This is a genomic window from Streptomyces sp. NBC_00454, from assembly GCF_041434015.1.
Taxonomy (GTDB): domain Bacteria; phylum Actinomycetota; class Actinomycetes; order Streptomycetales; family Streptomycetaceae; genus Streptomyces.
The window spans coordinates 5027922-5051424 of sequence record NZ_CP107907.1 but is presented as its reverse complement, the minus strand read 5'-3'; the positions used below and the strand labels follow the sequence as shown (position 1 = coordinate 5051424).

General features: G+C 68.1%; 19 protein-coding genes. 3 read left to right on the top strand and 16 right to left on the bottom strand.

Going from position 1 to position 23503, the window contains the following annotated elements; genetic code table 11:
- Positions 1 to 14: 14 nt before the first annotated feature.
- Positions 15 to 1304: a sensor domain-containing protein gene (locus tag OHU74_RS23490; RefSeq protein ID WP_371617721.1), complete on the bottom strand. Its 1290-nt coding sequence runs from the start codon at positions 1302 to 1304 to the stop codon at positions 15 to 17.
- Positions 1305 to 1413: 109 nt separating this feature from the next.
- Here OHU74_RS23490 and OHU74_RS23485 point away from each other — a divergent pair, with 109 nt between their 5' ends.
- Together OHU74_RS23485 and OHU74_RS23480 are read left to right on the top strand one after the other, a co-directional pair.
- Positions 1414 to 3264, top strand: a complete 1851-nt coding sequence (locus OHU74_RS23485) for an FtsX-like permease family protein (protein ID WP_371617720.1) — start codon at positions 1414 to 1416, stop codon at positions 3262 to 3264.
- A gap of 28 nt (positions 3265 to 3292) precedes the next feature.
- The gene (locus OHU74_RS23480; RefSeq protein ID WP_371617719.1) at positions 3293 to 3874 is read left to right on the top strand and encodes a Uma2 family endonuclease; all 582 of its coding nucleotides are present in this window, start codon (positions 3293 to 3295) and stop codon (positions 3872 to 3874) included.
- A 75-nt stretch (positions 3875 to 3949) separates the two neighbouring features.
- Here the strand turns inward: OHU74_RS23480 and OHU74_RS23475 are convergent, their stop codons facing one another.
- The 13 genes from OHU74_RS23475 to OHU74_RS23415 all read right to left on the bottom strand — a co-directional run bounded on the left by OHU74_RS23475 (position 3950) and on the right by OHU74_RS23415 (position 19743).
- Positions 3950 to 5200: an MFS transporter gene (locus tag OHU74_RS23475; RefSeq protein ID WP_371617718.1), complete on the bottom strand. Its 1251-nt coding sequence runs from the start codon at positions 5198 to 5200 to the stop codon at positions 3950 to 3952.
- Entirely contained in the window at positions 5197 to 6450 is a 1254-nt protein-coding gene (locus OHU74_RS23470) for an ATP-grasp domain-containing protein (protein WP_371617717.1), read from the bottom strand. The genes OHU74_RS23475 and OHU74_RS23470 overlap by 4 nt, the downstream gene beginning before the upstream one ends.
- A gap of 296 nt (positions 6451 to 6746) precedes the next feature.
- Positions 6747 to 7724, bottom strand: coding sequence for an asparaginase (locus OHU74_RS23465; RefSeq protein ID WP_371617716.1), 978 nt, complete (start codon positions 7722 to 7724; stop codon positions 6747 to 6749).
- Positions 7714 to 8439 carry an HAD family hydrolase gene (locus OHU74_RS23460; protein WP_371617715.1) on the bottom strand — a complete coding sequence of 242 codons (726 nt, stop codon included), beginning with the start codon at positions 8437 to 8439 and terminating at the stop codon, positions 7714 to 7716. Before OHU74_RS23460 ends, OHU74_RS23465 begins: the two co-directional genes overlap by 11 nt.
- 162 nt (positions 8440 to 8601) lie before the next feature.
- Entirely contained in the window at positions 8602 to 9864 is a 1263-nt protein-coding gene (locus OHU74_RS23455) for an ATP-grasp domain-containing protein (protein WP_371617714.1), read from the bottom strand.
- Between the two features lies 1 nt (position 9865).
- On the bottom strand, positions 9866 to 11503 hold the full coding sequence (locus OHU74_RS23450; RefSeq protein ID WP_371617713.1) for a thiamine pyrophosphate-binding protein: 1638 nt from the start codon (positions 11501 to 11503) through the stop codon (positions 9866 to 9868).
- Between the two features lie 2 nt (positions 11504 to 11505).
- Positions 11506 to 12708 carry a pyridoxal-phosphate dependent enzyme gene (locus OHU74_RS23445; protein ID WP_371617712.1) on the bottom strand — a complete coding sequence of 401 codons (1203 nt, stop codon included), beginning with the start codon at positions 12706 to 12708 and terminating at the stop codon, positions 11506 to 11508.
- Complete coding sequence (locus tag OHU74_RS23440; RefSeq protein WP_371617711.1) at positions 12708 to 13124, bottom strand: hypothetical protein; 417 nt, start codon at positions 13122 to 13124, stop codon at positions 12708 to 12710. Before OHU74_RS23440 ends, OHU74_RS23445 begins: the two co-directional genes overlap by 1 nt.
- A gap of 45 nt (positions 13125 to 13169) precedes the next feature.
- Entirely contained in the window at positions 13170 to 13316 is a 147-nt protein-coding gene (locus OHU74_RS23435) for a hypothetical protein (protein WP_371617710.1), read from the bottom strand.
- Positions 13317 to 13331: 15 nt separating this feature from the next.
- A complete protein-coding gene (locus OHU74_RS23430) occupies positions 13332 to 15170 on the bottom strand; it encodes a carbamoyltransferase (protein WP_371617709.1) in 1839 nt (612 codons plus the stop codon).
- A complete protein-coding gene (locus tag OHU74_RS23425) occupies positions 15170 to 17254 on the bottom strand; it encodes an iron-containing redox enzyme family protein (protein WP_371617708.1) in 2085 nt (694 codons plus the stop codon). The genes OHU74_RS23430 and OHU74_RS23425 overlap by 1 nt, the downstream gene beginning before the upstream one ends.
- A 205-nt stretch (positions 17255 to 17459) precedes the next feature.
- Positions 17460 to 18470 carry an SGNH/GDSL hydrolase family protein gene (locus OHU74_RS23420; protein WP_371617707.1) on the bottom strand — a complete coding sequence of 337 codons (1011 nt, stop codon included), beginning with the start codon at positions 18468 to 18470 and terminating at the stop codon, positions 17460 to 17462.
- A gap of 10 nt (positions 18471 to 18480) precedes the next feature.
- Positions 18481 to 19743, bottom strand: coding sequence for an ATP-grasp domain-containing protein (locus OHU74_RS23415; protein WP_371617706.1), 1263 nt, complete (start codon positions 19741 to 19743; stop codon positions 18481 to 18483).
- Between the two features lie 549 nt (positions 19744 to 20292).
- On the opposite strand from OHU74_RS23415, the gene OHU74_RS23410 reads away from it, so the two are divergent.
- Positions 20293 to 20460 carry a hypothetical protein gene (locus OHU74_RS23410; protein ID WP_371617705.1) on the top strand — a complete coding sequence of 56 codons (168 nt, stop codon included), beginning with the start codon at positions 20293 to 20295 and terminating at the stop codon, positions 20458 to 20460.
- A 342-nt stretch (positions 20461 to 20802) separates the two neighbouring features.
- Here OHU74_RS23410 and eno read toward each other — a convergent pair whose 3' ends face one another.
- The gene (eno, locus tag OHU74_RS23405; protein WP_371617704.1) at positions 20803 to 22086 is read right to left on the bottom strand and encodes a phosphopyruvate hydratase; all 1284 of its coding nucleotides are present in this window, start codon (positions 22084 to 22086) and stop codon (positions 20803 to 20805) included.
- A gap of 285 nt (positions 22087 to 22371) precedes the next feature.
- Positions 22372 to 23460 carry a redox-regulated ATPase YchF gene (gene ychF / locus OHU74_RS23400; RefSeq protein ID WP_371617703.1) on the bottom strand — a complete coding sequence of 363 codons (1089 nt, stop codon included), beginning with the start codon at positions 23458 to 23460 and terminating at the stop codon, positions 22372 to 22374.
- Positions 23461 to 23503: the final 43 nt, after the last annotated feature.

Below are 23503 nucleotides of genomic sequence, written 5' to 3'. Positions count from 1 at the left end.
GCCGGGGGCGGCGGCTACGGGACCTTCGGTTCCAGCGGGATGCAAGGGATCTCCACGCGCAGCAGGGTCGGGCCTCCGGGAGGACTGGTCAGGGTCAGTCTGCCGTCCACGACCGACACCCGGTCGGCCAGTCCGGTCAGCCCGCTGCCGCGCGCCGCGTCCGCGCCGCCGCGGCCGTCGTCCGCCACCTCCACCACCAGGCGCGCGCCGTCGTGCCGGCCGGTGACGGTGATCCGGCCGGCGCCGCTGTGCCTGGCCGCGTTGGCGAGGGCCTCGGTGACGAAGAAGTACCCGGCGGACTCGGCCTGTTCGGGCAGCCGGCCGGGAAGGTCGAAGCCGGTGTCGACGGGGATCGGCGAACGGTCGGCGACATCGGCGACGGCGTCGGGCAGTCCCCGGTCGGTGAGGACCTGCGGATGGATGCCGTGGATGAGTTCGCGCAGCGAGGTCAGCGCCTGGCCCGCCTCGGTGTGCGCGAGGGCGAGTTGCGCCGCGAGCGGGCTGCCGGGCGGGGCGTCGAGCCGGGCCAGGCCGAGGCTCATGGAGAGCGCGACGAGCCGCTGCTGGGCTCCGTCGTGCAGGTCCCGTTCGATGCGCCGGCGCTCGGCGTCGAAGGCGGCCGCCAGCCGGGCCCGGGAGCTGGTCAGTTCGGTGACCCTGACGGCCAGGTCGCCTTGGCCGGGGGCCAGCATCAGCCGGGCCAGGGCCGCGCGGGCCGCCGCGAGCACCCCGATCCCGTAGAGGAAGAGGGGCAGCAGCAGGAGTCCGGCGGCGGCGCACAGCAGGGCCGGCGGGTAGGTGGTGATCCCATGGATCTTGAGGGGGTTGGCCTGTTCGCCGTCGAGGGCGAGCAGGACGGGGGTGGCCAGGAGGTCGGCGGGGACGAGGAGCGCGCCGCCGAGGGCGAGGAGCTCCAGCGGCCACAGCACGGTGGCGGCGAGGACCGCGTAGCCCAGCTCCCGCCAGGTGGCCGGCTCGCGGAAGCGGGTTCCGGCCCAGGCCGTGGGCCCCGTACGGTCCGGTTCGCGGTGCGGGTCGGGCAGGGGCTCGGCGGCGGGGTCGAGGATCCGCAGCCGGCGGCGTTCGAGGGCCGCGTACGGGACTCCGGCCAGTGCGAGCGCGGCCAGCAGCGGCAGCCCTACGAGGACGACGGCGAGCGCGGTCCCGGCGACGGCGAGCAGCAGCAGGGCGGCGCAGGCGGCGGCTCCGGTGACGGCGCCGGTGAACAGGTAGCCGGCGGCCCGCCACGGCCGGGCGGAACGGAGGTACCGGGCCGGGTGCGGGCCGAGGAGGGAGAGCGCCATGCGGCCACGGTAGGCGGCGGCCGGACGCGGCGCGGTAGTGCTGGCCCTACCTTCCGGGCTCGCCCCTGCCCCGCTGACCGGGCGGGCCCGCGGCGGTTGGCTGGGACGCATGCTGAAGATCGCGTTGAGGTCGCTGCGGCGGCGCTGGATGACACAGGTGGGCACGTTCGTGGCGGTGGCCCTCGGGGTCGCGCTGATGACGGTCATGGGGCTGGGGCTGGCGGCTTCGGCGGCGCTGCCGCCGGGGGCGGACGTGGTGGGCCTCGTCTCGCTGCTGGGCACGGCCGGCGGGGTGAGCTCGTTCGTCTCGGTGTTCGTGGTCGCGTCGACCTTCTCGTACGCCGTGGCGCAGCGGCGCCGGGAGCTGGGGCTGCTGCGGCTGGCGGGGTCGACGCCGGGGCAGCTGCGGCGGCTGGTGATGGCGGAGGCGGCGGCCGTGGGGCTGGCCGGGGCCGCGGCCGGCTGCGTACTGGGCGCGGCGGGTGCGCCGCTGATGGCGCGCTGGACCGTGGCGCAGGGGCTGGCGCCGGCCTCGTATGTGATCGGGGATCAGAGCTGGCCGCTGCACACGGCGTTCTGGACGGGACTGCTGGTCGCGCTCTCGGGGGCCTGTGCCGCCTCCCGGCGGGCCGGCCGGGTCGGTCCGCTGGAAGCGCTGCGCGAGGCCGCCACGGACGAGCGGCCCATGACACCGGGCCGGTGGGCGGCCGGGGGCGGCCTGCTCCTGTGCGCGCTGACCTTCGCCTGCTGGCGGCTGGGCTCCGACCCGGGCGACCTCCTCAAGCGCAAGACGTACACCTGGCAGCCGATGCTGCTGATCTCGGCCTGCGGCCTGCTGGCTCCCGTACTCGTACGCCCCGTCGTCCGGCTGCTGATGTGGCTCCCCTCCCGGCTGACCTCCTACGCGGGCCGGCTGGTGCGGGCCAACGCCTCGGCCGGGATCCGCCGGACGGCGGCGGTGGCGGCGCCGGTCCTGGTGATGGTCGCGCTGACCGGCTCGCTGCTGGGCGCGACCGCCACACTCACGGGGGCGAAGACGGTCGAGGCCCGCACCCGCACCGCGGCGGACTACGTGCTGACGGGCGACCGTCTGCCGCGGTCCCCGGAGATCCCCGGCGCGACGGCGTTGGCCGTGGCCGACACCAGCCTGACGGTCCTGGAAGAGGGCTTCGTGAAGGTCCGGTCGCAGGCCTCGGCCGTGGACCCGGCGGCGCTGGCGGCGGTCTCCAGGCTGCCGGTGGTGGCCGGCTCGGTCGCGGACCTGGACGACGGGGGCATCATCGTCACCGAGGAGTGGTGGCAGCACCGGGTCGGGGACCGGGTCCCCCTGTGGCTGGCGGACGGCACCCGCACCGACCTGCGCGTCGTGGCCGTCATGAAGACGGGCACGGGCGACAACGGCGCCTACGTCACCCCGCGCAACGCCCCCGGCGCGAAGGTCTCCCGCATCGAGGTCAAGGCCCCGCCGACGGCCGCCGCTTCGCTCCGCGAGGCGGCATCACGGCACGGAGCGACGCTGCGCACCACGTCCGACTGGATCGCGGACACCCACCCCCGCACGAACCGCTTCACCGTCCTCGGCTTCGTCCTGGTCCTCGGCATCGCCCTGCTCTACACGGCGATCGCACTGGCCAACACCCTCCTGATGGCCACCTCGGACCGGTCCGGCGAGCTGCGCCTGCTCCGCCTGGCCGGAGCCACCCGCACCCAGGTCCTCGCGGTGACCACCGCCGAGTCCCTCCTGGCGGCCGCGGTCGGCGCCCTCCTGGGCACGGCGGTCACCGCGTTCAACCTCACCGCGATGGGCGCGGCCCTGTCGACCCTGGGCGTGGACGCCCCGATCGCGGTCCCCTGGCTCCCGATGACCGCGGTCACCACCGTCTGCGCCCTCCTGGCGGCGCTCTCCACCCTCCTCCCGGCGGCCCACGCCCTGCGCCGGGGCCCGGCGGCGGCCCGGTAACACCGGGCCCCGGCACTAGGGTTGATTCATGACCGAACTGCCCGACTGGATGCGTCCGCCGCGCGCGGAAGGCTGGTTCGCGGAGGATCTGGACCGCCTCCCGGAAGCGCCGCGCCACACCGAGCTGATCGACGGAGCCCTCGTCTTCATGATGTGGCCCCGGAGTTGGCGGCACGGCCACCTCGTCACCACGCTCACGGTCGCACTCATGGAGCAGACACCGGCCACCACCAGGGTCTGCCGCGATATGACCATCAGGCTCGACCAGTACACCCGGCTCGAACCGGACCTGTTGATGACGACGGCCGGATTCGAGGGTGACCGAACCTGGTTCGCACCGGAAGAAGTACGACTCGTCGTCGAGGTCGTGTCCCCGGAATCCGCCCACCGCGACCACACCGTCAAACTGCGCAAGTACGCCGAGGCCGGCATCCCGCACTACTGGTGCGTCGAGGACGAGGACGGAGCGCCCGTCGTCCACGTCTACGAGCTCGACGAACCCACCCGCGCATACACGCCCGCCGGCATCTTCCGCGGCACCCTCCAGCGCCCGGTGCCCTTCGAGATCAGCCTGGACCTCGACAAGCTCACCCCGCCCCGAAGCAGCTGACAGCGGGCGCGGGTACGCGGAAGGGGTCGGACTCATCGGAGTCCGACCCCTTCCAGTTCCAGTTCCAGCAACCGCTCAGGACCCGGTGGAACTCCCCACCAGCTCCGGCTGCTCCGCCGCCACCCGTGCCGGCTTCAGGGCCAGCGAGGCGACGTAGAGGACCGCGGCGAAGCCGGCGGCCACCGCGACCAGCAGGAGCCAGAACTGGCGTCCCGGGGCTCCGTGGTCGGAGGCCAGCCAGGCGGCCAGGCCGTTGGCGCAGGCGCCGCCGCCGGCGATCGCCGTGCCGACGAAGCCGAAGGCCATGCCGCGCCGGTGCGCGGGGACCGTGGTGGCGATCTCGCTGTCGATCCGGGGGTCGATCAGGACCTCTCCGGCGGAGAACAGCAGGACGCACACGATCAGGCCGGCCACCGATCCCAGCGAGGCGGCGGCGAAGCCGACCGCCATCACCAGGAGCGCGCCGCAGATGACCAGCGCCGAGCTGCTGATCTTGCTGGTGTACTGGTTCAGGGGCACCTGGAGCAGCACCACGGCAATGGCGTTGACGGTGAACAGGACGCCGACGAGGGACGAGCTCTGCACGCTGCCGGTGAAGACGGGGAGCGCGTATTCGAGCTGGATGTAGCAGAACCCGAAGGCGAAGGCGCACGCGAGCACCCAGCCGAGCTTCTTGCGGTTCAGCGAGGCGGTCGCGCCTTCGGAGCCGGTGGCCGTCGCCGTGTCCGCGGCCTTCGGTTCCTCGGTGTCCGTCAGCTTGCGCAGGCGCAGCAGGACGACCGCGAGGACCGCGTAGGTGGCGCTGGTGATGACGAAGCCGATCCGGGCGTCGGCGAGGATCAGCAGGAGGCTGCCGGCCAGCGGGCCGACGGCGGCGCCCACGTTGTTCGCCGTGCTGCGCAGGGCGAACGCGGTCCTGAGCTCCTCCCCCGTTCCCAGCAGCCGCACCAGCGCCGACTTCCCGGCCGGTACGTAGATCGCGCCGCCGAATCCCAGGAGCGCGCACGCGGCCACGACCGGTACGGGGCCGGAGGCGGCGATGAGCAGCAGGTACGACAGGGCCCTGACCAGGAGGCCGCCGCTCATGGCCTTGACCGGGCCGACCCGGTCGGCGATCCAGCCGCCCAGCATGGACAGCCCCTGCTGGGACCAGAACTTCACCGTGATGGCCATGGCGACCACGAACGGGCTGAGGTGCTGTTCCTTGGTCAGGTAGACCGCGAGGTACGGGATCACGATGTTGCTGCCGAACGCGACGGCGAAGTTGCCCATCAGCAGCAGCAGGACGCCGGGCGTGCGCCGGGCGTTGCGCAGGGTCTCGATCATGATGCGGAGTCCGCGGCTTCGTCCTGGATGACCGTGGCGCCGTCGAACCAGGCTCCGGCATCGGCCAGGGCCTTCTCGACCTCGCCGCGCGAACCGCCGGTGGCGAGGACGGAGCCGATCTTCTCCACGCTCATCCGGGCGAGTTCGAGGACGGTCCCCGGCTCGGCGTGCTTGCGGTACGCGGTGATGCCGGGCACCGGGCACTCCTCGGGAATCGCCACGAGGGTGCCGGGACGCGGCGGGAACAGCGCGAGGCCGGCGATCCGGTCCGGTGCCGCCGCCAGGGCGGGGGGCTCGTTGCCGCCGATGCAGCGGACGAAGACCTCGAGCAGGAAGACGCCGAAGCCCAGCTTCACCACGTCCTCGATCATCCCGCCGCCCATCCGGCTGGCGACCTCGTTGAAGACCAGGCTCCCGTCGGTGGCGACGAAGATCTCGGCGTGGAACATGGAGGTTTCCGGGGTCGGCAGCGCGGCCAGGGCCCGGCGGGTGAGGTCCCGGGCCGGCTCGAACAGCGGGTCGTCCGCGTCCAGCATGCAGCTGTGCAGTGCGCGCCCCTGCTTGATGTCCAGGCAGGTGCTGTCGCCCTGGGTCGAGGGCCACATCATCCGGGTCTCGCCGTCCACGACGATGCCGTCCACGTGCAGCAGTTCGTGCTCGACGTACTGCTCGGCGAGCAGGTGCGCGCCGTCGTCGGTGCCCAGGGCCCGGTGGGCGGCGAGCAGGGTGTCGACGTCCAGCCGGTCGTCCAGTACGTGGACGTCCATGGAGCCGCCACCGGTGCGGGGCTTGACGACCACGGGGTATCCGACCCGGTCGATGAATCCGAGCAGGTCGGCGAGGTTGGCCACGGGTGCGTACGGGGCGACCGGAATGCCGGCCTCCGTGAGTATTCGCTTCATCACGAGCTTGTCGCGGAAGGCGGTCGCGCTGGCGACGTCCTGCCCCGGCACGGCGAAGGCCTCGCGCAGGCGCGCGGCCCGCAGGAGGTCGAACTCCGACAGCGAGACGACGCCGTCGAAGCCCCACTTCTCGTGCATCGCGAGGGCCTGGCTCTCCACCAGGGGGTTGAAGTGGTAGTCCTCCACCACCTCTACGTGCGCGTACCCGGCGAGCTGGACGGCACGCTCCTGCGGGTCGCGGGAGACGGCCGCCGCGTCGGTCAGCAGGACCGCTTCGTTGTCGGCGCCGAGCCAGTCCTGGAAGCGCATTCCAGTGAGCGGAGTCCGGTTGAGGACCAGGTACCTCATCGGACCTCCACCGCGATGGCGCTGAGATCTCTCGTGTGGGGGCGAACGCTCACAGGTTCGTTCCTCTCAAAATGGATGGAGCCCAGGGCCCATGTGAGGGGGGTCTGACGGCAGGAAAGTGGTGGGCACGAAACGCAGGGCGATCCACCGCCGCACACCTTGACCCGAACGGACCGGCGCCGACCCGGCTGCACGAGGGAACCCCCCGCCCGCGCACCGGCGACACCGCGGTCGAAGGCCGCCGCTGACGGCCACGATATTTCACTCGACCGATCGGTATGCGGGCAGGTGAGCAACTACACCAGCGTGCGCAGGACTCCGCCCCACATTTGCGGACAGACCAGGTCCTGCACGGCGCGCTCGGCCGATTCGGGCACCGTCAGGTGGCCGAGCGAGGTGAACGCGCGCAGCGCCACCGGCATCGAGGCCCGGCCCGCGCCGTCGTCGATCTTCACCGCCACGGCCCCGAACCCCGGTGCGGCCAGCAGGTGCACGCCCTCGGCGCCCAGCTTCGACAGCAGGCCCGGGATGGCCTCCATCGCCTGTGCGTCGACCCGGTCGGTGCCCTCGACCAGCCGCGGGTGGGCGCGCATCGCGTCGGCGACCGCCCGCTCCTCGGTTCCCTCCGCGGCTTCGACGAGCCGCGAGGCCGCGCGGGCCAGGCCGGTCAGGCCGACCGCGAAGGTCGGCACGCCGCACCCGTCGACGCCGGTCGCCGCGATCGGCTCGCCGGTGAGCTCCTCGATCACCGCCGCCAGCAGCTGCTGCAGCGGGTGGGCCGGCTCCCGGTAGGTCCCGATGTCCCAGCCGTTCGCGGCGCAGGTGGCGAGCATCGCCGAGTGCTTGCCCGAGCAGGCCATGTACGCGCGCCGCGCCGTGCCTCCGGCGGCGACGACCGCGTTGCGGGAGGCCGGGTCGCCGGGCAGGTCGGCCGGGCACTGGAGGGCGTTCTCGTTCAGGCCGGCGCCCGACAGGACCGCCTCGACCTGCTCGACGTGGATCGGCTCGCCCTGGTGGCTGGCCGCCGCGATCGCCAACTCGGCGGCGCTGGCGGGCTTCCACCCGGCGCGCAGCATCGCCACGGCCAGCACCGGCTTGATGGCCGAGCGCGGGAAGACCGGGGAGGCCGCGTCGCCGACCGAGGCGACCAGTGCGCCCGTGGGGTCGACCACCGCGACGGAGCCGCGGTGGAAGCTCTCGGCGAAACCGGAGCGGACCATCTCGGCGACGGGGTCACCGCCGCGGTAGACGGTGGAGGAGGTTTCAGGGCTCACTGCGGGCACTTCCTTCTGAGATATCGCCGAACTGCACGAAGAATCCATCGTCAATTCGTTCCAGCGGGACGTCGAGCGACGGTACGCAGACTCCGGTGTGCGAGCAGGTGCCACCGGAACGGTTGATGTGAACGCCCCGCAGACCGGCATTGCGGGCGCCCACGACATCGGTGTCGAACTCGTCGCCGATGTGCACGACGCGCGCCGCCGGAGTGCCGAGAGCCTCGAGCCCGTCGGAGAACGCCTCCGCGGTGGGCTTGCGGTGCAGGCCGTCTCCGCAGTACCGCACGTGCGAAAAGTATTTCGCTATGCCGAGCCGGTCGACGATGTCGTCACGCAGTCCCGCGAACGAGTTCGATACGGCGATGCACTTCATGCCGGCCTTCTCGATCGACCGGAGCAACCGGACGGCGTCGGGAAAAAGGCTCACCGATTCCAGTACGGTGCTGCGGCGTACGGCGACGAGGTCGCTCAGCTCGGATTCGGACAGGTGGCGTCCGTAGCAGACTTCGTGGAACCGGCGGATCCTGTCGGGCTCGAACTCGTCCACCGACAGCAGGCCCCGGTCCAGCGCGGATTCCGAGGGGGCGGACAGTTCGTACCACCGCCGCAGGTCCGACCTGTGTCCGCCGATCGCTTCGAGCGCTCGCACCGAACTCACCGAGTAGTCGATGACGGTTCCGTCCAGATCGAAGGACAGGGCGTCACACCGCATTCGTCGTCGAACCTCCGCAGTAAACGAATCTTTCACACAACGGGCGACCCTGCGCCGGTGATCGGGGAGGTGCGGCCACGGCCCCGGCGAAACGCCGTGGCCGTGGCCGCATGCCCGTCACTCTTCACGTCGCCGTGAATTGCTCTACTTGCTCTGCTTGCTCTACTTGACCAGGAAGCGGAGGGTCTCGTTGACCTCGCGCTGCTTCTGGACGACGCCCTCGCGGGAGTCGGCCGTGAAGATCACGTGGCCGTGCGCCTGCCAGACCCGCGGGGGAACGTCGATCAGCTGGCCGATCGGGGTGTAGATCATGACCTCGGAGACGGTCTCGTCGGCCTCCAGGGTCTCGATGCCCTCCACCGCGGCGAGCTCGCCGGGCTTCTCGCCGAAGTGCAGGGAGAAGCCGACGTGGCGGACGTTCTCGCTGTCCACGACGACGTCGACGGCCTCGCCGAGCGAAACCTTGGTGAGGACCTCGACCATGTCGATTCCGGTCGACAGCAGGACGCTCTGGTACACGGGGCCGCCGCCCAGGCGCGCACCGGTCTCCAGGATGTAGGGCTCGCCCTCCGGGGAGACGCGGAACTCGGTGTGGGTCGCGCCCTGCTCGATGCCGAGACCCTCGTGCGCCAGCATGGTGAACTTCTTGACCTTCTCCAGCGTCTCGCCCGTCAGCACGGTGGGCGTCGCGTAGAAGGTCTCTTCGAAGAACGGGCCGTCCATGGGGACCGGCTTGTCGTGCACGGCGACGACCGTGGTCTCGCCGTTCTGGACGTAGCTCTCGACGCTGATCTCGTTGCCGCGGAGGAACTCCTCCAGGAGGATGCCCTCGGAGTACTGCGACTTGAGGAAGAACAGCGGGTCGTAGTCGAAGCCGGCCCAGGCGCCCGCGCGGATCTCCTCGAAGTGCTCGGCGAGCTCTTCCGCGTTGTCGACGCGGCGGACGAACATGCTGCCGCCGCCGATGATCGGCTTCATGACGAGGGGGTACTTGATCGACAGCGCGGCCTCCTGCGCCTCCTCGATCGAGGAAGCGAGCGCGAAGCGCGGCTGCGAGATGCCGACCTTCTCGAACGCGGTGCGCATGGCCAGCTTGTCGCGGCTCTTCTCGGCCGTCTCGGGAGAGATGTACGGCAGACCGAGCTCAGCGGCGACCGCGGCCGCGGCCGGGACGCTGTGCTCGACGAACGCGATCACACCGGTGATGGGTTCGGTCTCCTGCTTGGCTATCTCCACGCAGCGGGCAACGGTCGCCTCGAGGTCACCGGTGGGCGCGGAGTACACCGCGTCGACGTACTCGTGCTCCCAGCTGGGCTCCTCGACGACCACGATCGCCCGGTGCCCCAGCGCGTGGGCGGTCTCCGCGGCCTTGGCGAGGTGCTTGCGCCGGCTCGCGTTCCGGGTGTGCAGGATCATAAGGGTCATATCAATGCGCCTTTCGAATTGCGATCGCCATGTCCGGCGAGATCTCGTCGACCGAAGTGCCGAGCACCAGTACGGCCGGGCCTTTACGTGCGAAGAAGGAGTTGATGTCTGCCGCGTCCCGGTCCGGGTCGTCGCAGGACATGACGGGGAGTCCGATCGCCGTGCAGATGCCGGACCAGTCGATCTTGATGAAATCACGACTGACCGCGGCGGCACCGTGGTGATGGATGGCGTGCTGGTCGATGAGGTTCAGCCGGCCGTTGTCGAGGACGGTGATCTTCACGTTGAGACCGAGCCGGGCGATGGTCTCCAGTTCACCGATCGACATGGTCAGTCCGCCGTCGCCGACCAGCGTCCACACCGCGGCCTCGGGACGTGCGACGGCCGCGCCGACGGACGCCGGAATCGCATAGCCGAGGCTTCCCGTTCCGCGCGGGGTGATGAGCCGCTGGGGCGGCAGGAGGCGCAGCAGGGCGCCGAACCAGCCGCTCGCGACGCTGGCCTCGCCCACGCAGACGTCCGCGCCGGTCATCGCCGCGTTGACCGTCTGCACGATGGAGGCGGTCCCCGACTGCGACCAGCTGCCGGCAGTTACCCGGGGATGACCGCCGCTGTAGGACCATTCACCCAGCTCGTCGGAGAGCAGCTTCAGTCCGTGGCCGATGTCTTCCCGCAGGAGACACGCGCTCGCCGAGCCGGAGTCCTCGATCGCCGGATCGTTGTCGATGCGGACGAGGAACTGGTCGGGTGAGGGCCAGGCGTACTGGTTGGTCGACTTGTCGCCCATCTTGGAGCCGGCGTAGAGGACCACGTCGCATCCGCTGATGTACTCGTTGGCGGGGGTGTCGCCCTTCGAGCCGACGACCCGGGGCGGGTTGTCGCCGAACTCGGCCAGGACGCCCTTGCCGTTGAGCGTGGTGAACACCGGTATCCCGAACCGGCGGACGAAGTCCTGGAGGACCTCGGCCGTTCCGGAGGTGTGGCACCCGCCGCCGGCGATGAGGGCGACGCTCGAGCCCTGCTTGATGGCTCGGGCAGCCGCCGCGACCAGCTCCGCCCCCTCCAGGCCGGCGGGCGTTGCCGCGTCCGCCGCCGCCCCGGCCACGGGGGCCGGTGCGTTCAGCAGAGCCTGGTCCGCCGCGGCCTCCAGGACGTCCGGAGCGATCTCGACGACCACCGGGCCCCGGCGCGGCTGCTGCGCGAGGGCGAGCGCGGCGTCGATGGTTGCCAGCGCGCCCTTCTGCTCGCGGATCACGTAGACGTGCTTCGTGATGCTCTCGAAGAGCCGGGCGTGCTCGACCTGTCCGGTCGCCCACGGGCGCGGAGTGCTCTTGCTGGGTCCGGAAGTGATCAGCACCAGAGGGGTACCGCTGTTGTACGCCTCCAGCAGTGCCGGGGTGCAGTAGGGAGAGCCGATTCCGCCGGGCGCGTCGCACACGGCGACCTTGCCGCTGATGCGTGCGTACGCCTCTGCCGCGTAGGCCGCTCCACGAGGACATCTGCCCACGACATGGGTGATGGATTCGTTGCGCTGGAAGGCCGCGTAGAGGGAGAGCGAGGTCTCGCCGGGGTACCCGAAGACATCGGAGATGCCGTTTTCGGACAGCCTTCGGGCGATCTCGTCCGCAACAGTGCTCATGATCAGGCGGCCAGGATGTTCGACGGAGTGGGCAGCAGCGGACGCTCCGCACCCGTGAGGACGATCAGGAGATCGCTGTCCGGGTTGAGCGAACCTTCCTGCGCCATGCGCATGGCACCGGCGAGGCATGCGGCCGCCGCGTAGCAGGCGTCGAAGCCGAGGGACTCCAGGAGGCCCTTGGCCATGTGCATGTCGGTCGTACGAGCGGCGACCAGGGCGCCGTTCGTGTTGGTGCACATCGCCCGCATGTAGGGGTAGGTGTTCGTCGGGTCGCCCCGCTGGATGGCGTGGGCTATCCCGTCGGGGTTCTCGATGATGTCTTCCTGGGCGACCGTGGCGCGTCCCGCGTTCCAGGCGCTGACCATCGGAGCGCAGACCTCTTCCTGCACGCCGACGAAGGCCGGAAGGGTCTCCATGAGGCCCATGCGGTTGAGCTCTACGGCGCCCTTGTACCCGCCGAGCAGACCCATCCCGCTGCTGATCGCCTGGAAGACGTGCGTGGGGTTGGTCGGCATCTGCTGGTACGCCTCGATGTAGGACATCTTGAGGCCTTCGCGCCGGGCGTAGTTGAAGAAGCCGCCCTCCCAGAAGAGGCCGTTCTCCCGTGCGAACTTCTGGGCCGCCGCGCCCGCGCCGACGAAGGTGTCGGCCACGGCGTGCGTGGTGATCCGGGGGTGGTCCGCGTAGTTCAGGCGGTACGCGAACTGCTCGCCCACGAAGATGTGGAGCTTGAAGCCGGGTACGAGGCTCATGGCGTTCGCGTAGGCGGTCGAGCTGTTTCCGGTGGACGCCATGACGAACTCGCGGACGCCGATGCCCTTGAAACGGCTCAGAGTCGCCGACGCGATGCGGTCCTTGGTCGACCGCGTGGGGTTGCGCGACTCGTCCTTGATGTGCACGGACCGGACGCCCAGGAGTCGTGCGATCGGAGGCACGCTGGTGCAGGGAGTGTTGCCCTCGCCGAGCCAGGTGAGGTTCTCCTCGCTGGCGACGGGCAGGACGTCCTTGTAGCGCTGCAGCGGGTTGGGGTTCGAGTCGAACGGCTGGATCTCCGCCCGGTCGAGCGGGTACAGCACCTCGATCGCGCCCTTACAGGCGGAACACCTGTGCGTGGTCGCGTCCGCCTCCTTCTCGCAGTCGAGGCAGAGGTAGAGAGGACCGTCGGGCTGAGTGTGGTTTGCGTAGAGCTTCTGGTAGTCGAACATTAAGATTCCCCCGAACCCTTGTCTTCTCGCGGACGCGTGGCGATGGCCATTCCGGCAGTCAGTTTGAGCGAGTGGCCGTTCTGAAGATCAGGGCCCTCGACAAGGATGTTGTAATGATTCGGCATGTGGGTCTCGTCGAATCCGCTGATGATTCCGAGCGTACGCCCATCACAGATGAGCTCGTCACCGAGGGCGAGTACGCCCGAGTTGTCGAAAGCGGCGAAGCCGTAATATTCGACGTGATCGACGGGATAGCTCGGACTGGGTCCGACGTTGATGAACTCGTGCACCTCACCTGCGAGGATGCACCGCGTCTCCCATTTCGACGGCTTTATGGCGCGATCATAACGGGTGTGATCCATGACCGCAATCCAATGGAGTTGCAATGGTTCCCTGCTGGAAAACAAATCGCTCACTGCTTCTCAGTAGTTCTGTCAAGGATGTTCTGTGTGCGAAGGGGCTCAGCGAGCCTTTATCGCGACCGTCTTGTCCCAGGCGGATGCGCCGTGATGGAAACGGGCACCGAACCGGCTCGACTCCCGCAGGCGCCGGTACAGCGAGATCGGAACGAAAACCGTGATGAATACCGCTGATGCTGCAAAACGCATGGAGGCCAGTCCTTTTCAGTCGAGCGGGATCTCGTCGCGCCAGTCGTTCGCTTCGACGAAGGGCGGCTGGTCGTCCTTGTGCAGCACGTGGCCGCCCAGGACGAGCACGTCCATTCCGGTGCGCATGAAGCAGCGGTAGGCGTCCTCGGGGGTGTGCACGATGGGTTCACCGCGCACGTTGAACGAGGTGTTCACCAGGACCGGGCAGTCGGTGGCGGCCTTGAAGGCGCGCAGCAGCCGGGCGAACGGTGCGTTGTCGTGCTCGGTGACGGTCTGCACCCGCGCCGAGAGGTCGACGTGCGTGATCGAGGGCAGCTCCGAGCGGGTTTCGTTGATGCTGCCCAGGCCACGGCTGGGCCCACCGGGCTTCAGCGCGGCCGCGGTCTTGATCCGGTCCGCGACCTCGGCGACCACCAGCATGTACGGGCTGTCGCCGACGAGGCCGAAGTAGTCCTGGGCGTCCTCGGCCAGCACGGCGGGTGCGAACGGCCGGAACGATTCCCGGAACTTGATCTTGAGGTTCATCCGCTTCTGCATTTCGCGGTCGCGCGGATCACCGATGATCGACCGCGCGCCCAGCGAGCGCGGGCCGAACTCCATGCGGCCCTGGAACCAGCCCACCACGGCGCCCTCGGCGAGGTGGGAGGCCACCTCGTCGTAGAGCTTCTCCTGCGCATAGCTCTGGAAGGCATAGCCGTTGGAGGTGAGGAACTGCTCGATCTCCTCGTCGGAGAAGCCCGGTCCGAGCAGCGCGCCGGACATGCCGTCCGTACCGCCGGACAGGTGCGGCCGGCCGTGCTTCTCGACCGAGTGGTCGAGTGCGGCGCCCAGCGCACATCCCGCGTCGCCGGCCGCAGGCTGGATCCACAGCTGGTCCACGATTCCGGAACGGCTCAGCACACCGTTGGCGACGCAGTTCAGCGCGACGCCTCCGGCCATGACGAGCGCCCGCTCGCCGGTCTGCTCCACCGCGGCCCGAGCCAGCCCGAGCACGATCTCCTCGGTCACCACCTGCACCGAGGCCGCCAGATCGCAGTGCCGCTGCTCCAGTTCGCTCTCCGCGTCCCGGATGGGGGCGCCGAACAGCTTCTCGAAGCCGCTGCCCACCATGCGCGAACCCTGGTGGAACTCGAAGTACTTCATGTTCAGCGTGAACGAGCCGTCGGGGCGCATGTTCACCAGCTCGCGGCGAATGATGTCCGCGTACTTCGGCTCCCCGTAGGGCGCCAGACCCATCAGCTTGTATTCACCGGAGTCGACCTTGAAGCCGCAGTAGTAGGTGAATGCCGAGTACAGCATGCCCACCGAGTGCGGATACGAGACCGAGTTCACCAGCTCGAGGGAGTTGCCGCGCCCGTGCCAGATCGTGGTGGTCTGCCACTCGCCCACACCGTCGATGGTGAGGACGGCCGCGTTCTCGAAGGGCGAGGGGAAGAACGCCGACGCCGCGTGCGAACGGTGGTGCTGCGAGGCCACCGTCCGCGGCGCCGCGCCGCGCCCCATCGCCTGCAGTTCGCCGTCCACGCGCGTCAGGACGTCGCGCTTCCAGCTCAGCCATTCGGGCAACACGGCCGAGAACGGCCCGATCCCGCGCGGGCCGGCGCTGGCGAAGGAGGACAGCACGCGCCCGAACTTGAGCTTCGGGTCCTCGTAGTAGACGACGGCGTCGAGGTCGGCCAGGGAGATTCCGGCGTGGTCGAGGCAGTACGCGATGGCGGAGCTGGGGAACGCCGGATCGTGCCGGACACGGCTGAATCGTTCCTGCTGAGCGGCGGCCACCACGACGCCGTCGCGGACCAGCGCGGCCGCACTGTCGTGATAGTAGGCCGAAATTCCCAGTGTATATACGGACATCAGGACACCCCCACTGGTGTGTGATGGAACAGCGACCCGCCTTGGGATCGGGGCTTCCACTGCGATTTCAGGAATCGGTTGCCGATCAGATCGGCGATCTTTTTGGACGGCAGCGGGGCCAGCGACTCGTAGCCGACCCGCACCCGCTCCCACTCCGCGGCGAACTCCGTCGGATTCGACAGCTTCGCCACCGTGCGCATGTGCGTGTCGATCGCGTCCGCGGCCCAGGCCGAATGGCCGGTGGACACGTTGTCGATCGTGTTGTGCAGATCGACGAAATGGGTGGAGAAGCCGTAGTGCTTCAGGAACGTCCGCGCGGTGCGGTAGCTCCCGCCGACACCGGAGAGTTCCATCGCCAGGTTCATGCCGAGGATCTCCGGCAGGAACGTGTGGGGCAGCTTGCCCAGACACAGCCAGTAGACCGGCCTTTCGAGCGATTCCTCACGGAACCGGGTGTCGTAGGCGAACTCCCGGCTGCCCGTGGGCGCCAGCTCGATACCCATTTCGCGCAGCACGTCGCGGTAGATCTTGGGATGGTTGATCTCGATGTCACCATTACCCAGTTCGTCCCAGTAGGTCTCGAACAGGGGGAAGCCGAACCGCGTGGTGGCGAGGGCGACATCGGTGAATCCCTGCAACCAGGATCCGTCGATCAGCGTCAGCGGCGCCAGCTGCAAGGTGGAGTCGACGACCCCTTCGCGGCTGGGCATGTCGTTGGACCTGCTGGTCTCGAACTCCGCGCCGTGCTTGTCGTGCTTGTCCAGCAGCCAGGGACGCAGGCCCGCGGGCGTCCACTGCGCGGGCAGCGAGCGATCCGTACGGCCCACCGAAAGCTTCGCCCTGGCCAGCCAGCGCTTGACGTACCGGATGGCGAACCGGCGGGTGGCCGGAGCCAGCGCACGGCCCTGCAGGACGAAGTACGCCTCGCGGATGTCGCCCGGCTCCACCCCGTCCTCGCCGGCCCCGCTCGCCTCGAGGGCCTCGAGATCCAGCACCTTCGGGGCCCGGGCCGCCGGCGGCAGTTCGGGCTGCGGTGCGGAGTCGGCCAGCGAGTCGATCCAGTTCGAGATGACCTCGACGTCGTCGGGCGAGAACACCCTGAACATCGGGCCCTTCGGACCGATCAGACCGTTGACCAGCGAACTGCGCTCCGCATGGCCCGGCTTGACCATGCGCGTCGCGGCCAGCTCCCGCAGCAGCGGGGCGGGGTCGGACTGCGCGCGTTCGAGCAGTTCGGAGAGCGTGCCTTCACCCATCGGGAAATTCTGGTGGTAGACGGCGCCCTCACGAGCGCGCTCCCGGATGAGCTGCTCCATCGCCCGCTGCGGATTCAGCGCGGCCGTGGCCTCGTCGAGCAGCAGCTCGTTCCAGGACTGCAGTGCACTGAGCATCCACGCCGCACCGAGTTCGACCCGGCGCCGCGCGTCCTCGCCCGTCGCGCAGAACTTCTCGGCGACGCCGCGCGAGAGCTCCAGCGGCGAAGCGATGTCGGTCGCCCCGGTGGAGCGCCCGAGATCCAGGCGCGCCCACTCGGCCTGCGCGCCCTCACCCGAGCGCAGCGCGGACCAGCACGGCAGCATGCCGACCGTGCGCATCACCAGGTCTACGCCGGCGATCAGCGGTGCGAATTCATCACTGCGCCTGGTCATCGCGAACAGGGTCGCCGGCAGCGCGAACATATGGTCCCGAATCGGCCGCTCGGCTGCCATTTCGGCTGCCTCCACGGCCAGTTCGGGCCGGCCGTGCTGCTTCGCGAGCATCTTGAATTCGTCGAAGCGCGAAGACCGCGGGCTGCCGACACCGATGTCGTCGGCGAACAGGGCCAGGATCCGTAGGTGTACCTCGTCCTCGAAGACGCCTGGTGCGCTCATTCCCTGCAGCCACGCCCCGAGCGCCGAGGCGAGCGGGCCGGACTGCCGCAGGACCGCGTGCGCCAGGGCCTCCGATGAGCCGGAGCGGTCGGCGGAGGCGCTCAGTTCGCGGTAGGCGCCGGACTGTTCGTCCGACCAGGACGTCACCGCGTCGAGCGTGACGGACAGGTTCGGAGGGGTGACCTGAGGGTCGATGGATGCGACCTCGGCCATGAGTGTGCGAATCGTGGTGGTTCCCAGAAACAGCTCCGGGTCGACACACCGGCGGTACGTCTCACGCCACATTAAATGCCCTCTTGCTGTGTTCGGCCGATCCTAGAACATCGGATAGATCGACGTGTCCGTCTTCTTGGCCTTGTTTTTTCGGCCGAAGATCCGGTTGATTACAGACTTGATGAACGACATGTCAGACCCCTTGTTAAATGTTTTCCAGAATCTTACGGGCGACAAAATCATGGCCGTTGTCGGTGAGGTGGATCCGGTCGATGAACAACCACTGGTCCGCCTCGGCGGATTCGGCCATGATGGGACTGAAGTTGACGAAGTTGATGCCGAGGTCCTTTGCCCCCTGCTCCAGCCTCGCCGCGTATTCGATATTGACGTCCTTGCTCAGGATGTCTCCGTACATCGCGGCAAAGCCACCGAGGCGCTCGAGCTCGTCGAATATGAGCTCTTCCTCCTTGCTGCCCTTGTCCCGCACCCAGCCCGACAGCGGCTGGAGAATGTACGTGATCTTCGCGTCCCACGTGGATGCCAATGCCTTCCAGGCATCCAGGTGTCGCAGCGTGAGCTCGGCGGCGTATTCGATCTGCTCGCTGATGCTCGGCGGCACCGGCGCGGCCGGAGCCGCGGATTCCTGCTTCTTGCGCAGCAGGTTGAACACCGAGGAGCCGGACTTCGATTCGCTCGGCGCCGTGAACTTCTCGTTGTACATGTTGTATTGGAAGAACGTGCCGTGGTCTTCGTTCCTGACCTGCGGCATCCGCGCCAGACTCAGGTTGTTGAATCCGGAGAAGAGCACGATCTCGTCGACCTTGGGCAGCAGGTGACGGTACAGGGTGAGCAGCAGCAGCTCCTGTGTGGAGTTGAAGCTGCGCCCGCCGAAGTTGAGCCAGGTCTGTTCCCGCTCGTCGTGGACGTTCAACCTCGAAGGGAGCGTCCATGCATCGGAGCTGGCCCCAATGCCGAAAACCGTTGAGCTGCCGGCCAGCAATCGTACGGAATCGGCCGTTCCATGATCGGCTACAGAGTAGCTGCGATCTCCGTCCGTTGCATAGCGGAAACCGACGGAATCAGTGTTGACCACTTCCGAGGTATAGGATTGAGGATGAAAATACAGAAGATGCGGAAGCCACCGTATCTCACCCTTGCTTGTGAATTTTTCCTCGTAGCCCGTCAGATACGGGGCCAGTTCGGTCCTGATACTCACAGATAGCTCCTCATTCGAGCTCGAGATTGATGGATTTCACAAGTTCGTCAAAAGTCCGATCCAGCCCGTCGCTACTGTCGGCGGTGAAGAGGACATGGCCGTGCGACTGCCAGACGCGCGGCGGGACGTCGACCGCGTCCCCGACCTTGCGGTACAGGGCCAGCTCGTGCACACGGGGGTTCAGGCCGGCTTCCCGCACCCCGGTGATCGCGCCGATTCGCCCGGCCCGCTCCGCGAAGAACAGATAGAAACCGGTCGGGGTGGGCTCGGGTCGGGGCCCGAGATCCGGTTTCCGGCCCGAAGCGATGTCCAATACCGCGGTGACGAGGTCGACGCCGGTACTCAGCAGGACCGACTGGTAGACCGGCCCGCCCCCGATGCGTGCCGCCGTCTCCAAGATCTTTGGGGTGCCGTCGTCCTGGATCCGGAATTCCGTGTGGGTCGCACCCATGTCCATACCGATGGCGCGGTGGGCGGCGCCGACGAGCTCGACGACGCGCTGCTGCACTTCTACCGGAAGTCGACTCGGGGTCGTGTAGTGCACATCGGCGAAGTAGGGGCCGGTCGAGGGGTTCGGCTTGTCGTGGATGGCGATGACATGCGCGCGGCCGTCCTCGACGATCGACTCGACGCTGATTTCGGCCCCTGGCACGTACTGCTCCAGGAGGATCGCGTAGTCGTATGCCTTCACGGCCCACTCGTAGAGCGGATTGTGTTCGATCCCGGCCCACGCACCGCGCGCAATGGTGGCGAAATGCTCGGTGAGTTCATCGATGTCGTCCACCCGGCGCAAGTACCCGGTGTCGTTGTCGACGAGCGGTTTCATCACGAGGGGGAACCCGATGCGTGCGGACTGCGTGATCGCCTCATCGAGAGTCCGAGCCAGACCGTACGTGGGCTGCGGAATGTTCTCCGAGTCAAATGCCTGACGCATCGCGTACTTGTCACGCACGGTCTGCGCTGCCTGCTCGCTTATGAACGGCAAACCCAGTTCCGCTGCCACCGCCGCTGCGGCCGGCACGCTGTGGCCGACGAATGCCGCTACGGCGCGGATCGGTTCCGCTTCCGATATGGCGAGTTCGCGAGCCGCGGCGACCGTGGCCTTGATGTCCGTGGTGTCCACCGAGACGACGGCGTCCGCGAATTCGGTTTCCCAGGTGGGATCCTTCACGAAAAGCAGGAGCCGTTCCCCGTGATCTTTTGCGTACTCTGCAGCTCGTGCCAGGTGCCTGCGGCGGCTCGCGTTGGATTTATGGAGTACAAGAATGGTCATTCTCTACTTCTTTCCATGCACTGCGAGGATAAAGACAGGCCCCCGTCGCCCCGTCTGTCCTGTGGCCATGGCCACACATTCCCCACACCGTCCCGCTCACGTCGGCTTCATTGCCGATCCACCCCAAGGCAGACAGTCGAGAAACTCAGTGTGAACGGCTCTCGGACACTGTCAACCGGTGTGCAACCTGACGGCAAATGAAAAAACCCTTACCCCTCTGCCTGCATTCAGCGGCCCCCAAGATCGCTGAACGGGCGCAATCTAACCACACGTTCCGGCCGCGTTTGAACATGGGGCCCGCGGCCCGGCGTTGCGGCTGGAATACGCCAACTAGGTGCTCAATGAGGAGAATTCAGGATGGAGAATTACTTGGCAGTCAAACCACCCCAGATGGGCGAAAACATTGACCGTCGTCACCTTTGGAGCGCCGGACACAAACCGCCTCACCCTCACTAAGGGGACGGAGGCATTCCGATCGAGCAAGTCGGCTCATTTGCGGCGTCATCGACGACCGATTCCAACACAAACAGGCAGGTCAAAGGCCATTTCATGGCTACTCGGCCCCCTCCGGGGACTCCCCGCCCGGCGGCGATCGACCACCACCCCGACCGCATCGAGGACCTGCCGGAGAGCGTGACGGCGACCGTCTCCACGCTCCGCCAACGGTTGTGGGACGAGCGCGGGCCCAGGCCTCGCCGCGCTCGACGCAACGACTGATTTCAGCCAAGAGAACTGACGCACCGCCAGAAAATTCGCAGGTCGCAGCCCGCCCTGCGCGACGGGATCGATCCGGGCCCGGAAGGCGGGATCGACTGGGCATTACCGGGAGGGGCGAACAATTCCCCTACGGGAAAAGGATATTGAGCCCGAGCCCTTCACAATAGACCTCGCCCCAATTACCCGGAGTACGAGCAACTCACGCCCTTCGAGCCGGACTTCGGCTCCACCGGGGAACGGGGGGTTCCGGTCGTCATCCGCACGGGACGCCCCGACCCGCATGACCCCGGGTACGCGAAAGCGCCGGCCCCCTGAAGGGAACCGGCGCTTCGCTGAAGGGATTTAGGAACGGACGTACAGCCCGGACCGGCCCGCGTACAGGGCCTGCGCGCCCAGCTCCTCCTCGATGCGGATGAGCTGGTTGTACTTGGCCGTGCGGTCGGAGCGGGACAGCGAGCCCGTCTTGATCTGGCCACAGCCGGTGGCGACCGCGAGGTCCGCGATGGTGGTGTCCTCGGTCTCACCGGAACGGTGAGACATGACCACCGTGTAGCCGGCCTTGTGCGCGGTGTCCACCGTGGTGAGGGTCTCGGTGAGCGAACCGATCTGGTTCACCTTCACCAGGATCGAGTTGGCGATGCCGTCACGGATGCCGTCGTTGAGCCGGTCGACGTTGGTGCAGAACACGTCGTCGCCGGTGAGCTGGCACTTGTCGCCCAGCTCCTGCATCAGCAGCTTCCAGCCGTCGAAGTCGTCCTCCGCCATGGCGTCTTCGATCGACGAGATCGGGTAACGGGAGACGAGGCCCGCGAGGTACTCGACCTGCTGCTCGATCGAGCGCTTGACGCCCTCGCCCGCGTAGTCGTAGACCCCGTCCTTGAAGAACTCGGACGTGGCCGGGTCCATGACCAGGGAGATGTCCTCACCAGGCGTGTAGCCGGACTTCTCGATGGCGTCCACGACGAACTGCAGCGCCTCGTCGGAGGTGCGCAGGCTCGGAGCGAAGCCGCCCTCGTCGCCCACACCGGTGCTGTGGCCGGCGTCCGACAGCGACTTGCGCAGGGTGTGGAAGACCTCGGAGCCCATGCGCACGGCCTCGAAGAAGTTCTCCGCACCGATCGGCGCGATCATGAACTCCTGGAAGTCCAGGGCGTTGTTGGCGTGCGCGCCACCGTTGATGATGTTCATCATCGGTACGGGCAGCAGGCGCGCGCCCGAGCCGCCGACGTAGCGGTACAGCGGAACCCGGTGCGCGGCGGCGGCGGCCTTCACCGTGGCCAGCGAGACACCCAGGATCGCGTTGGCGCCCAGCTTCCCCTTGTTGGGGGTGCCGTCGAGGGCGATCATCACCTCGTCGACCAGTGCCTGGTTCTCGGCTTCGACACCGATCAGGGAGTCCGCTATGACGCCGTTGACCGCGTCGACCGCAGTGCGAACGCCCTTGCCGTGGAAGCGCGAAGCGTCGCCGTCACGGAGTTCGACGGCTTCGTTGGCGCCGGTCGACGCACCGGAGGGAACCGCGGCACGGCCCACCGACCCGTCTTCCAGGAGGACATCCACCTCGACGGTCGGGTTGCCCCTGCTGTCCAAGACTTCGCGTCCGACAACTCGGGTGATCGCAGTCATCATGCTCCTCTATTGCTGATCGGCGCCATAGAGCCGTCAGTTACGTCCAGATTTATCGGACATATCATCTAGTTCATGCGTGAAAGCCATGTCCGCTGGTTCGGACGCTGACATCCTCCCATGGCCCCTTCGCGCTCCCGTCAGCACCTCCACAGTTCAAAACCCACATCTCACATCCTGGACAACAGGGTTGCACCGGACAACGCGAAGGGCCCGCCTCCAAGGAGGCGGGCCCTTCTGACCTGTATGCCCGTCAGGTCAGCTGCATGCTCTTGCTTCGTCTGCTCAGACGTTGAAGCGGAACTCCACCACGTCGCCGTCCTGCATGACGTAGTCCTTGCCTTCCATGCGGGCCTTGCCCTTGGAGCGGGCTTCGGTGACCGAGCCGCATTCGACCAGGTCCGCGAAGGAGATGACCTCGGCCTTGATGAAGCCGCGCTGGAAGTCGGTGTGGATCACGCCGGCGGCCTCGGGGGCGGTGGCGCCCTTCCTGATGGTCCAGGCGCGGGTTTCCTTCGGGCCTGCCGTCAGGTAGGTCTGCAGGCCCAGGGTGGCGAAGCCGACGCGGCCGAGGGTGGCCATGCCTGGCTCTTCCTGGCCGACCGACTGGAGGAGCTCGAGGGCCTCGTCGTCCTCGAGCTCGATGAGCTCCGCCTCCAGCTTGGCGTTCAGGAAGATCGCCTCGGCCGGCGCGACGAGTGCGCTCTGCTCCGCCTTGAAGGCGTCGTCCGTCAGCTCGTCCTCGTCCACGTTGAAGACGTAGAGGAAGGGCTTGACCGTGAGGAGGTGGAGCTCGTGGAGGAGGTCGCCCTGCTCCGTGCCCTTGGTGATGCCGACGGAGAAGAGCGTCGTGCCCTCTTCGAGGATCTTCTGGGCCTTCTCGACGGCCGCGAGGACCGCGACCTTCTCCTTCTGGAGGCGGGACTCCTTCGTCAGGCGCGGGATCGCCTTCTCGATGGACTGGAGGTCCGCGAGGATGAGCTCGGTGTTGATCGTCTCGATGTCGTCCTTCGGCGAGACCTTGCCGTCGACGTGGACGACGTTCTCGTCCGCGAAGGCGCGGATGACCTGGCAGATCGCGTCGGACTCGCGGATGTTCGCGAGGAACTTGTTGCCGAGGCCCTCGCCCTCCGACGCACCGCGCACGATGCCCGCGATGTCGACGAAGTCGACCGTCGCCGGGAGGATCTTCTGCGAACCGAAGATGCCGGCCAGAACCTGGAGGCGCGCGTCCGGGACGCCTACGACGCCGACGTTCGGCTCGATCGTGGCGAACGGGTAGTTGGCCGCCAGCACGTCGTTCTTGGTCAGGGCGTTGAACAGGGTCGACTTGCCGACATTCGGCAGGCCGACGATTCCGATCGTGAGCGACACGTTGGCGACTTCCCGTAGCTGGAGGGGGCGGCGGCCCGGTAGT